A 12,335-nucleotide genomic window follows, 5' to 3' on the forward strand; every position below is an offset into this window, starting at 1 on the left:
TCATCTCAAATTTCCCAATTGATAATTCGTAATTATCTAATAACCAAATCGCTTCAATTTTAAGTCTTTCTTCCGCCAATCTTGCTCTACTTTTACGAAGGTCTCTAGGTGAATTTGCTTATTGAAAAAAGTTTCTAAATCCTTGCGGGATTCTATTCCTACTTTTTTAATCGCTTCACCACCTTTACCAATGATAATCCCCTTTTGGGATTTTCTTTCTACATATATTTCTGCTCTTATTCTGATGATCGTTTCATCTTCTTTAAACTCTGTCACCACCACCTCACAGCTGTAAGGCACTTCCTTCTTATAATTTTGAAAAATCTTTTCCCTAATGATTTCCTCCACAAAGAATTTCTCCGGCTTATCCGTCATTTCTTCTTTAGGAAAATATGGCGGATGAACCGGCAACAAATCCATCAATTTATTAAAAAGCCCATCTATATTAACCTTTTCGAGAGCTGAGACCATGATTTGATGATCGGGCTCAATAATTTCTGCCCAGTATTTCATTTTATCTTGCGCTTGGGATCCTTTAGATTGATCGATTTTATTCATGATCAAGATAATCGGAACTCCACTATTTTTAATTCGGTCGATCAATACATCGCCTTCTTCATATTTTTCATACAAATCTGTTACGAATAGCATGATGTCAGCATCTTCAAGTGCCGCTTTTACAAAACGCATCATGGAATTGTGCAGCTCATATTGCGGACTTAAAATGCCAGGCGTATCAGAATAAACAATTTGAAAGTCTGCTCCACTCAAAATCCCCATAATTCTATGACGAGTCGTTTGAGCTTTAGAAGTAATAATAGAAAGGCGTTCACCCACTAATGCATTCATTAAGGTGGATTTCCCCACATTAGGCTTACCCACTATACTTACAAATCCGGCTTTATGCTGATTTTCTGACATTAATTAAAATTTATTTTGCAAAGGTACTTGATTTTTCGAAAACCTTATCATACCTTTGTAATCCTTTTGAGAGAAACACGAGAAAAAGTGTTCAAATCAAGAGTTTATATCGCGGGGTGGAGCAGTTGGTAGCTCGTTGGGCTCATAACCCAAAGGTCACAGGTTCGAGTCCTGTCCCCGCTACTAGAATCACAAACCAGTCTTACTCAAGACTGGTTTTTTTATGTCTTGATTTTTTTTTAGATTTTATTTTGCAATGGAATGCTTTGTCTACATAATCTATTCTGAAAAACTTGACCAATTCTACAAAGGGCAAACGCAAAATATTCAAAAAAGAATTGAAAGACACAATGCCGGTAGTGAAAAAGCTACTAAAGCTGGTTGCCCTTGGAGATTTATTTGGTCTGGCCAAAAAGATTCAAGGTCTGAAGCTTTATTGTTAGAAAATAAACTTAAAAACCTATCTAGAAAAAGATTAATCCAGTTTATGTTGAAATACAGTGAAGGCTTCGCAACCCAAAATGAACTTTTGTTTATCCAGAAATTATCATGATTGTCACTTGAACAATTCGAGCCAAGACGAATTTCTGCTCTTGACAGAAATTGTCTTGATGCTGACAAGCTTTGCTTCGTCAGCATCCTGTCCCCGCTACTAAAATCACTAACCAGTCTTAGCTTAAGACTGGTTTTTTTATGCCAAAAATCATATGAAAATGCTCGTTAGGCTTTTATCAAAAAATTAAATCGATAAAACAAGTTCGGATTAGCACTTTTTCTAGCCATGGTTAAAAGCGTGGCTTATCGATGTTTTAGACGGATAGAAAGAGCTATAGTCTGCGAATTCATTCGTGAGCTATAATTTTTCTCGTTAGGAGAACATAGAAGAAAGCGCATCAAGTGCAATGGTTTTCATAAGTTTGAGTTTTAGTTAAAACTAATTAAACACTAAAGCGCATCTTATTTAGGGAGATTCGCAATAGGCGTGGATGGGTAAGATGGAATCTGTATATCGATGCTATTGATTGATAGGAACAGAGAAGTGTATTAAAAAAGACCATCCCAGCCATTGCGGGAACAAAGGTAAATTGGACATCTCAAAGTATTTTCTAGCATCAGTCTTTGCAAATAATTCTGCTGGCTTATAGTGATAGAATTTTTTATACTTTTAAGATTTGAGAAGTAATACTAGTGATAGTACAAAAGCGATACTTTCAAAAGCAACTCGAGTCCAGTGCCAGTTACCCCATCTTCTTAATTCTGATGCAAGATCTTTATGGGATATACTTTTCTCAGAAAAACTTTCATTAGCATTTTTGAAAAACACAAAATAAGTGGAGAAAAAGCAAAGCGTTGAACTGCCCATCACTAGTACAATTAGTAGTTCTTCTGATCTTTTAAAAATGAAGAAAGCGACCACACATAGAGTTGAAAGGGTAGCAATAATGGTTAAGGGAGCATAGAACTTTTTCAGCTTATAACCATTGGTACTGAAAAAGTCAAAAAATTCCTCTGGTGATAGCTTCTTCCAATAAGGAACTATCAAGCAGCCTTCAGCTATTTGTGCTCCCAAAAAAATTCGCAAGCTCCACGTAGAAAGAAGTAATAATGTTTCAGATATCATCTATTTGTTCTTTTCAAGGATTTTTTTCAACCCCGATAATGTCTTAAAAGGGAGTTCCGCAATAGAATTGTTGGCAAGCCACACTGGTACAGTATCTCCAGGCTCCGAATGAAACTGATAGGTAACCTCGACTTTATCAATTATTGATTTCAACAATAGGGTACCTTTTGCTTTTTGCATCCGGGTAATTCCATTTTTTTTAGGAATAAAGTCTGGGATTCCTTCCAGTGAAATAAGCAATTCTCTTGAATTCAATTTATTAATTGACATTTTATAGACCATGTCTCTATTACTAAAAGGCCAGGGAAAAATGGTCTCTACATAATTATACTGGACGTTCTTTTCTTCTTTCAGCACTTTGGAAGTTTTCGTAAATCCATACCAAGCTTGGTAGTTATCGGCATCTTTCAATACTTTGATCACTTCATTCAAAGTTCCTTTCACCTCCGTGATGGCTTTGAAAGATTTGAAATCTGAATGCTCCTCATCCCGTGTGTAAACAATTATGTCATCTTTATTCATGGCCGTCTCCCAGTTTGATTGAGCATGAGCCATGAAACAAAAAGCCATTGAGGTTATGAATAAGATGGGTGCTTTTAACTGCATAATTTCTTCTTTTATAGTATATTTTGCTTCGTTTTGTAAAGCCTAATGATATAATAGAGGAATAGTAAGCCGAAAATCAAATCGCCAATAATGACCACAAAAACTATGGGACCAGCAATACCCGATAAATAGAACTTTAGCAGCGAGATGGCAAACCCCACTTTTCCTATACCTCCAACAATCACGATGCCAGTATGCTTTAGAGGATTGTAGGCAACTATGGAGTACCCAATAAAATAAACCAGTGTTGTTCCCCATGCACCTTGATAGATGCTGTAGTAAAGTGGGTCTGTAAGTTCCCGATTAAAAAAAAACTCGAAGGCATGTGCCGTATTGAAATAGCCGAAAATTGCACCTATTAGGTTCCAGATGGCTGAAATGATGAAAAGTATCCTGAAGAGAGTTAGTTCTTTGTTCTGCATTGCAATAAAATTTAGTAGTCATCAACTTGACAAATGATATTGCAAAGAAACTAGCCATAGTGTTCTATTCCATTTACATATGTAAAGAAATACAACCTATTTCGTTCGGTTTTTTCGTATTCTGCTAAGTTGAGTAGGGCTGATGCCAAGATATGCAGCAATGTGATATTGTGGTATTTTCAATTCGATCTCAGGATATTCTTCCTGCAGTATCTGATAACGCTTTTCAGCATCCAGCAAGGCCATTTCTATTTCCTTTTTTTCATTGCTCAAAAAGTAGCTTTCAGCAATAATTCTCCTTAGCCTTTCAACCTCTAAATTGCTCGCAGACAGCTCTTCAATTTTATTAAAGGAGGCTTTCCAGATTTTACAGTCAGTTAGTGCCTGCTGGGCAACCACATTAGGTTGTTTGTTAATTAGGGCCGCATAGGATCCAATTATTGTGGGGGCAGCAAAAAACGTCTTATTGTATTCCTTACCTTCATTATTGATGTAGTATGCTCGTACGTAGCCTGACTCTAAAAAGGCAATTTCTTTTGCATACTGCCCTTTGTCAATAAAGTATTCCCCTTTTTTTAAAGTAGCAGGTACAAATAGTCCCTTCATCAAATCCACAGTTGGTTTAGATAATTGAAGAATATTATTAAAGAATGAGATGACGTTATTCATTATGTGCTAAACATTCAATTTTTTTAGTGTAAACAAGCTATAGATTAAATCTATTAAGCATAGCAATTCGCTATTAACTAAACTAATATCTATAATTATTCTATTTTTGATAGCTAAATTGTATCAACAATTTTGCATTCCAATTTAACACAAGCTAGCCGAAATAATATTAAATTGTCAGAATAATCAATGACCTTAATAAACTCACACAATTCTAAACAAAACTTGGTAATGAGTAATATTAGCATCTCCTGTAAAATAATATTTCGATCTGAATTACTTGTGAGCTTCCTGAAGGTCAGAAGCTTCATTGAAAGCTATATCTATTAAAACCTTTTTTAGCCACAAAAAACCCTGACAACTTTTGTTATCTTGGTTAGGTAATTGCAGAGGCGGAGTGATTACTCATACGCTCATGGCATGCCGCACAATCCCGTAGTGAACCTGTGGTTTCGAACCGGTTCTCCTCCCGCCTTACTATGAAATCAACTATTTTTAGACACAAAAAAACCCTGACAGTTTTCACTATCAGGGTTTGGATTATTGCAGAGGCGGAGGGATTCGAACCCCCGGTACCTCGCGGTACATTGGTTTTCAAGACCAACGCAATCGACCACTCTGCCACGCCTCTAAAATGTAATATTGATCTGCTTTATGCGAATCGGATTGCAAATGTAGGTGAAAATATTTTTTGTGCAAACGGAATCCTAAAAAATATTATTCAGCTTTAATTTTATTCTTAATTCTCGCTTTCTCTAAGCTTACATTCAACTGCAAGCCTACAATTAAAAATAAAGACAAAAAGGAAAACCAGATCATAATAGCAATCAAAGCTCCAATGGAACCATACAGCTTATTGTAAGTACCGAAGTTGTTGATATAAAAGGAAAAGCCAAAAGAAACCGCCAAACATAAAAAGGTTGCTAAAATAGAACCCGGATTGAAGAAATGCCATCTTTTATGGATTGCAGGCGCCCAGTAATAGATCACTGAAATAGCAATTTGAAAAAGAAAAAATATAACCAAAAATCTTAATCCTATGAAAATATAGACTTCAAAGCTATCACTTATAATACCGAAATCTTCTAAGAAATAAATTACTTGTTGAGCTACAATAAGCAACACAATAGAGGTAACTAGAACAAAGGCCAACAAAAACGTAAGACCTATAGCAATGGCTTTGGCTTTCACAAACCCTCTACTATCTTTTGTTCGATAGGTCTGATTAAAGGCAGTCATCAACGCACTTGTTCCATTAGTAGCAAAATAAAGCGCAAAGATAAAACCCACAGACAGCAAGTCACCCCTCGACTTCGATAAAATATCAACGATCGTTGATTGTGCCACTTCGTAAACGGACCCAGGCATGGTTTCTTCTAACAAGCTCATGACCTCCTGCTGTAAATTATCTATAGGCAAATAAGGGATAAGCGTGAACAAAAAGATAATAGTAGGAAATATGGCTAATGTAAATTGAAAAGCCACATTATTTGCTCTTTCAATCAAATTATGATCGCTTAATTCTTGGATGAAGATCTTGAATAAAGTAAAATAAGAAACGCCACTCCTTTTCAAGCGCTTTCTTTTTAAGAAGTGTATAAATCTTCTCAAAAAGCCTATGGACATTATGATTCGTAAATACTTAAACCTCATTCGAAAAACGGATGTATAATTTTAGTTAATATTTCAGGCATTTGACAGGGTTTTCCTGTATTTCTATCCACAAAAACCAAAACAGTATATCCCTTATGGATTATTTTATCTTCCTTAAATACCTCATACTCATATCGAATTCTGGTATCAGGAAATTTAGGGATAGTTAATTTAATAGTCAATTCATCATCATATCGAGCCGGTCTCAAATATTTTGAATAATTCTCCAATACGGGCATAATTACTCCTTCCTCTTCAATTTCTTTGTAAGACAACCCTAAACTTCGGATAGACTCTGCTCTGGCTACTTCAAAGTAAGTAGCATAGTTTCCATAATACACATAACCCATTTGATCGGTTTCGGCATAGCGAACCCGTAATTTGTGTTCAAATTGATACATAAACTATTTATAAATATTTGAGCGATTTAAAGCATTTTGATAGGCTCTTGCATTGACATTATGCTGCCTTAAGTTGGTTGCAAAAGCATGATATCCGGAAAAATCAGGTTTCGCACAGAAATACAAATAATTATGCTCATCTGGATTCAAAACTGCATCTATGGATTCAATTTCAGGTAAATTAATGGGGCCAGGTGGTAATCCTTTGTATCTGTATAAATTATACGGTGAGTCTACTTCCTTGTGTACATTTAAGACCCTCTTAATAGTAAAATCACCGACCGCATAAACTAAAGCAGGATCAGCCTGCAAAAGCATATTTCTTTCCAACCTATTTAAATAAACCTCGGCCACTTTAGGTCTTTCGTCCGGCTGAATCGTTTCCGCCTGCACAATGGAGGCCAGGGCACTAACTTCCGTAGGCGAAAGCCCAAGTACTTCTGCCTTACGTTTTCTTTCTTCAGTCCAAAAACGCTGGTATTCAGCATACATTTTATCGAACAAACTCTGCTCTGAGATGGTGTAATACACTTCATAGGTATTTGGGATAAACATGCTCAAAATATTATCCTGAGTAAATCCGTAAGCAGTTACTAAAGAATCATTATTCAATAAGGCTAAAAACTCTACTGAATCTGCCTGCAAATTATCAGTGATTTTCCCAGCCAAATCAGACTTTAATCGAACATTATTAAAAGTAGTAGTGGTGGGTATTTGCTCTCCAGCCCTTAGCATCCTAACTGCCTGAAGATTGGTCATATCCTTTTTCATTAAATAAAGACCAGGCTTCATGTTTTCTTGGTAATCCAAAAGCTTAGCTACAAAACTAAAAGATAACATATCATTCACTATTCCTTTATCATAAACGATATCTTGCAAATCTTGAAAATCCATATCCTCTTCTATTACAATCAACTGATCTCCTTTCTCAACCAAGATATTTTCGGAGAAAAAGACTTGATAAAAATAGAAAACAAAGGAAGTGATAAGAATAGAAAACACTATCACAAAGCCTATTAGAAATTTATTTCGCTGCATATATTTTTTATTGATACATTTTAAAATGCAAATTTAAGAATTTTGTTTGGGCTTGAACTATTCTATTTAATTTCAAATTGATTAATATTGTGTATGGCAGCTGAATTTATCAAATTATTCGAAGAAAATCCTGACCCAAGGAAAATCCAACAAATAGTTGATCTTTTAAAAGATGGGGCAGTTATTATTTATCCTACCGATACTATTTATGGACTGGGTTGTGATTTGACCAATCGAAAAGCCATTGATAAGCTTTGCTGGGTAAAAGACATTAAGCCGGGAAAAATTAATCTTTCATTCATTTGTGAAGATATGAGCCACATTTCTGATTATGTGAAAAATCTTTCTACCCCTACTTTTAAGTTGATGAAGAAAAATTTACCAGGACCCTTTACTTTCATTTTACCGGCCAACAGCAATGTGCCAAAAATCGTGAACGCCAACAAAAAAACGGTAGGTATCAGGATTCCAAATAACAATATCCCAATAGCTTTAGTAAAAGCTCTGGGCAATCCACTTATTACCACTTCCATAAAGGATAATGACGATATAGTGGAATATCCTACCGACCCAGAGGAAATTTATGAATCTTTCAAAAACTTGGTGGATGTAGTAATTGATGGTGGATATGGGAATAACAATCCGTCAACAGTTATAGATTGCACTAAGGAGCCTGCTGAAATTGTAAGGGAAGGCTTAGGAGAAATCATTTTGTAATTATCGGAGGAATCATTTTTTAAATGCATACATCTATTTTAATAGAAGCACAGTACTTACCCTGCATAGCTTTTTTTTCAAGCCTGGTGGGAAAAGAAAAATTGATACTTGAAGCAGAGGAATTTTTTGAAAAGCAAACTTATCGAAATCGGTGTCACTTGTTGTCTTCCCAGCAGATTGAAGTTTTGACGGTTCCGCTTCAGGGCGCTAATAAAAAAATAAAATCAAAAGACATTAAAATAGATAAGGATCAAAAGTGGAATAAAAAACATTGGCGAAGCATTCAAACTTGTTATGGTAAATCTCCGTTCTTTGAATTCTTTGCGGATGAATTCAAACCGATCTATGAAAAGGAATATGATTTTTTGTGGGATTTGAATTTAGATTTACTGACAATTTGTCTCAAAATCACAGGGCAAAAATTGATAATCACCGAAAGTGACAGTTATGAAAAAAATGTTTCGGGAAACGTTATGGATGCCAGGTCGTTAATACACCCTAAAAAACCTGATTATTTAAATCAATTTTATAAACCTACAGCCTACGGCCAGAGTTTTGGCAACAATTTTGAACCGAACTTGAGTGTTATAGATTTGTTGATGAATGAAGGACCAAACGCAAAAACTGTCATTCAGCAGTCAAATTTTAAATAAATTAAACCTTAGGTTTTTTATTTAGTTTTTATAATAGTTACATTTAAATATGCCTTTGGGCATTAAGTTAGAATATCGAGCAGTAAGCATATGGAAGCAAAATTTTCAAACAGAGTAAAAGAGGTAATTTCTTTGAGCCGTGAAGAGGCGCTTAGATTAGGCCATGACTATATTGGCACAGAACACTTACTTTTAGGAATGGTAAGAGAAGGGGAAGGTGTGGCAATCAGTCTCTTGAAAAAGCTTGGCGTTTCGCTCGATGAACTTCGAGGGGAATTAGAACGAAGCACAAGAGGAACCGCAACGAACAACGTTAAAAATCTAGCCAATATACCGTTGACGAAGCAATCCGAAAAAGTTTTGAAAATTACTTATTTGGAAGCTAAAATTTTTAAAAGCCAGTTAATCGGAACAGAACATTTATTATTGTCCATATTACGGGATGAAGACAATATTGCATCTCAAGTAATGGAGAAATTTGATGTGAATTACGATGTAATAAAAGAGCTTTTAGAATATCAAACGCAAAACCCTATGGCTTCTTCCGATACGGAAGATAGCGATGAGGACTCAGGTAAAATTTTTGGTGGTGGACCAAGAGATACTGGATCTGGTTCTGGTGGATCTAAATCAAGCGAAAAATCTAAAACTCCTGTTTTGGACAATTTCGGACGCGATTTAACTAAAATGGCTGAAGAAGATAAGTTAGATCCTATCGTAGGTCGTGAAAAAGAAATTGAGCGTGTAGCCCAAATATTATCCAGAAGAAAAAAGAACAACCCTATTTTAATTGGTGAGCCAGGTGTTGGTAAAACCGCCATAGCTGAAGGTTTAGCATTAAGAATTGTTCAACGAAAAGTTTCCAGAGTTCTATTTGGAAAAAGAGTAGTGACCTTAGATTTGGCTTCTTTAGTAGCTGGGACAAAATATAGAGGTCAGTTTGAAGAAAGAATGAAAGCCGTGATGAATGAGTTGGAGAAATCTCCTAATGTTATCTTATTCATTGATGAGTTGCATACCATAGTGGGTGCAGGTGGCGCTTCAGGTTCTTTGGATGCCAGTAATATGTTCAAACCGGCATTAGCTAGAGGAGAAATTCAATGTATTGGTGCTACAACATTAGATGAGTATCGTCAATATATTGAAAAAGATGGTGCATTAGCCAGACGTTTCCAAATGGTAATGGTAGACGCTACCACGCCAGAGGAAACGAGAGAGATTCTAATGAACATCAAAGATAAATATGAAGAACATCATAATGTTAATTTCACTGATGAGGCAATTGAATCATGTGTGAAATTAAGTGATCGATATATTTCTGATAGATTTTTGCCTGACAAAGCCATTGACGTAATGGATGAGGCAGGTGCACGAGTTCACTTGAACAATATTCATGTTCCTGATGCAATCGTAAAACTTGAAGCTTCAATTGAAGATATCAAGAAAGAAAAGAATCAGGTAGTCAGAAGTCAGAAATACGAAGAGGCGGCTCGACTTAGAGATACAGAGAAAAAACTTATCGAAGAGCTAGAGAGCGAAAAAAGAAAATGGGAGGAAGACACTAAAGCTAAGCGATACACCGTAAAAGAAGAAAATGTTGCGGAAGTTATTGCTATGATGACGGGTGTTCCAACCAAGCGAGTAGCTCAAAATGAAAGCGTTAAGCTGAAAGGAATGGGTGATGATTTGAAAAAGCAAGTTATCGGTCAGGATGAAGCAATTGGAAAACTTTCTAAAGCTATTCAAAGAACAAGAATTGGCTTAAAAGATCCGAAAAAGCCGATTGGTTCATTCGTTTTCTTAGGCCCGACTGGTGTTGGTAAAACTGAGCTAGCAAAAGTTCTTTCTACTTATCTATTTGATAAGGAAGATGCGCTTATCAGAATTGATATGAGTGAATATATGGAGAAATTCTCTGTATCGAGATTGGTAGGAGCGCCTCCGGGCTACGTTGGCTATGAAGAAGGTGGTCAGCTTACTGAAAAAGTAAGAAGAAAGCCTTATTCAGTTGTTCTGTTGGATGAGATTGAAAAAGCGCACCCAGATGTTTTCAACTTATTGTTGCAAGTTCTGGATGACGGTATCTTAACTGATGGGCTGGGAAGAAGAGTAGACTTTAGAAACACCATTATTATCATGACTTCTAACATTGGGGTTCGTGATTTAAAGGATTTTGGTGCAGGAATTGGATTCGCAAGTAGCGCCAAAGCTGATAGCTCCAATGAGGTGATGAAATCGACTATTCAAAATGCACTGAAAAAGGCTTTCAGTCCTGAATTCTTGAATAGATTGGATGATGTGATTGTGTTTAACCATCTTGAAAGAGAGCATTTGCATAAAATCATTGATATCTCATTGAAAAAAGTCTTTGACAGAATGTTGTCATTAGGTTATGATATTGATTTAACTGATGCAGCTAAAGATTTCTTATCCAAGAAAGGATATGATCAGCAATATGGTGCAAGACCATTGAACAGAGCCATCCAGAAATATCTGGAAGACTTAGTTGCGGAAGAGATCTTAAACGAAAATATAAAAATTGGTGACTCCATCATAGCAGATCATGATGGTAAAGCAGAAACACTCTTTATTAAATCGAAGAAAAAGAAGAAAGAAGAAAAAAAGAACAAGAAAGACCAAGATAAAGAGGATACTAACCAAGAAAACAAAAAAGAGGCTGATTAATCAGCCTCTTTTTTTTTGCAAATCATATTTCTGCTTCCTTTTTTCAGTGCGTTCCCGACTTATTGTGCGGGACAGGCTATTCCTTTGAAGAAAGGAATCTATCCATTTCAATATTCGATTAAAATACAGGACAATCTATCAACCTAAATTCCTTCAACCCCACCAAAACTTACATCTGTAAATCACAGTATACATCCTTTCATTAATGACACTGGTAGCCTAAACATTGCACTTAAACGATAAAATATAGAGTTATTTTGAAATATGAAGGATTTAAGCGAGATTTACATTATACAAAATCACTAAATCATGCATACGACCACCGTGAACAAAACCAATATTATTGAAAAATTCAGCAACCAAATAGAATTAAGTAATACCCCATATAACGAATGGAAAATCGGAATTGCTTCTTTGGAGAGAATTTCAAGATTGGATGTTCAGGAAGAAATATTATATCAATTTTGCGATATGGATACCGCAAAAGAAATCCTGTTCAATTTCATAGCGCAGGGAGTGCAGACTTGCAAAATGAGCAAATCTAATTTTAACGGAATCTATCTTTATAGATAACACCCACTTTAGCTAAAGCTACGATGAGTTTTAGCTGTAAGGGGAGGATTCGAACCTCCAAGGAGTAGTTAGGCTACAGTTTCCACGATAAACTGTTGTACAAATTATCGTGGGATACCTGCGCTTTTTCCCAAACCTCCACCCCCGAGACAGGAGGGCATGTTTGCCAATTCCATCACCTTACAATTTTAATTCTTTTTTTCACAGTGATTGAATCCTATATCTGATTAATCAAAGAACTCAGGGCTTTCTAATTATCCATTGTTTCAATCTTTACAAACCGTTTGTTTGCTATTTTTTTGTATACTCTAGCTGTAAGGGGAGGATTCGAACCTCCAAGGAGTAGTTAGGCTACAGGTTTTCACTATAAACTGCA

At 35.8% G+C, this 12,335-nt stretch carries 13 protein-coding genes and 2 tRNA genes; 6 read left to right on the forward strand and 9 right to left on the reverse strand.

The genetic code is table 11. The features are described from left to right. Positions 1–36: 36 nt before the first annotated feature. Positions 37–921: a GTPase Era gene (era, locus tag FTRAC_RS08525; protein WP_013453834.1), complete on the reverse strand. Its 885-nt coding sequence runs from the start codon at positions 919–921 to the stop codon at positions 37–39. Between the two features lie 110 nt (positions 922–1,031). Here era and FTRAC_RS08530 point away from each other — a divergent pair. Both FTRAC_RS08530 and FTRAC_RS08535 read left to right on the forward strand, forming a co-directional pair. Continuing rightward, a tRNA-Met gene (locus tag FTRAC_RS08530) sits at positions 1,032–1,104 on the forward strand. 73 nt (positions 1,105–1,177) lie between these two features. Continuing rightward, positions 1,178–1,474: a GIY-YIG nuclease family protein gene (locus FTRAC_RS08535; RefSeq protein ID WP_013453835.1), complete on the forward strand. Its 297-nt coding sequence runs from the start codon at positions 1,178–1,180 to the stop codon at positions 1,472–1,474. A gap of 612 nt (positions 1,475–2,086) precedes the next feature. Here FTRAC_RS08535 and FTRAC_RS08540 read toward each other — a convergent pair. The 8 genes from FTRAC_RS08540 to mltG all read right to left on the reverse strand — a co-directional run bounded on the left by FTRAC_RS08540 (position 2,087) and on the right by mltG (position 7,331). Further along, positions 2,087–2,542 (reverse strand): DUF1772 domain-containing protein, encoded by a 456-nt coding sequence (locus FTRAC_RS08540; RefSeq protein WP_013453836.1) that lies wholly within the window; start codon positions 2,540–2,542, stop codon positions 2,087–2,089. Continuing rightward, complete coding sequence (locus tag FTRAC_RS08545) at positions 2,543–3,148, reverse strand: START domain-containing protein (protein ID WP_013453837.1); 606 nt, start codon at positions 3,146–3,148, stop codon at positions 2,543–2,545. Positions 3,149–3,159: 11 nt separating this feature from the next. After that, the gene (locus FTRAC_RS08550) at positions 3,160–3,570 is read right to left on the reverse strand and encodes a hypothetical protein (RefSeq protein ID WP_013453838.1); all 411 of its coding nucleotides are present in this window, start codon (positions 3,568–3,570) and stop codon (positions 3,160–3,162) included. Positions 3,571–3,666: 96 nt separating this feature from the next. Then, positions 3,667–4,239: a Crp/Fnr family transcriptional regulator gene (locus tag FTRAC_RS08555; RefSeq protein ID WP_013453839.1), complete on the reverse strand. Its 573-nt coding sequence runs from the start codon at positions 4,237–4,239 to the stop codon at positions 3,667–3,669. Positions 4,240–4,785: 546 nt separating this feature from the next. Beyond that, positions 4,786–4,870: transfer RNA gene (locus FTRAC_RS08560), tRNA-Ser, on the reverse strand. Positions 4,871–4,956: 86 nt separating this feature from the next. Continuing rightward, complete coding sequence (locus FTRAC_RS08565) at positions 4,957–5,892, reverse strand: YihY/virulence factor BrkB family protein (protein ID WP_013453840.1); 936 nt, start codon at positions 5,890–5,892, stop codon at positions 4,957–4,959. Next, complete coding sequence (locus FTRAC_RS08570; protein WP_013453841.1) at positions 5,889–6,293, reverse strand: acyl-CoA thioesterase; 405 nt, start codon at positions 6,291–6,293, stop codon at positions 5,889–5,891. The genes FTRAC_RS08565 and FTRAC_RS08570 overlap by 4 nt, the downstream gene beginning before the upstream one ends. A 3-nt stretch (positions 6,294–6,296) precedes the next feature. Then, complete coding sequence (mltG, locus tag FTRAC_RS08575; protein WP_013453842.1) at positions 6,297–7,331, reverse strand: endolytic transglycosylase MltG; 1,035 nt, start codon at positions 7,329–7,331, stop codon at positions 6,297–6,299. Positions 7,332–7,424: 93 nt separating this feature from the next. On the opposite strand from mltG, the gene FTRAC_RS08580 reads away from it, so the two are divergent. The 4 genes from FTRAC_RS08580 to FTRAC_RS08595 all read left to right on the forward strand — a co-directional run bounded on the left by FTRAC_RS08580 (position 7,425) and on the right by FTRAC_RS08595 (position 11,959). Next, positions 7,425–8,048 (forward strand): L-threonylcarbamoyladenylate synthase, encoded by a 624-nt coding sequence (locus FTRAC_RS08580; protein WP_013453843.1) that lies wholly within the window; start codon positions 7,425–7,427, stop codon positions 8,046–8,048. 23 nt (positions 8,049–8,071) lie between these two features. Beyond that, complete coding sequence (locus FTRAC_RS08585; RefSeq protein WP_013453844.1) at positions 8,072–8,701, forward strand: WbqC family protein; 630 nt, start codon at positions 8,072–8,074, stop codon at positions 8,699–8,701. 90 nt (positions 8,702–8,791) lie between these two features. After that, complete coding sequence (locus FTRAC_RS08590; RefSeq protein ID WP_013453845.1) at positions 8,792–11,386, forward strand: ATP-dependent Clp protease ATP-binding subunit; 2,595 nt, start codon at positions 8,792–8,794, stop codon at positions 11,384–11,386. Positions 11,387–11,695: 309 nt separating this feature from the next. Next, the gene (locus FTRAC_RS08595) at positions 11,696–11,959 is read left to right on the forward strand and encodes a hypothetical protein (RefSeq protein WP_013453846.1); all 264 of its coding nucleotides are present in this window, start codon (positions 11,696–11,698) and stop codon (positions 11,957–11,959) included. Positions 11,960–12,335 lie beyond the last annotated feature (376 nt).

The organism is Marivirga tractuosa DSM 4126, from assembly GCF_000183425.1.
Classification (GTDB): domain Bacteria; phylum Bacteroidota; class Bacteroidia; order Cytophagales; family Cyclobacteriaceae; genus Marivirga; species Marivirga tractuosa.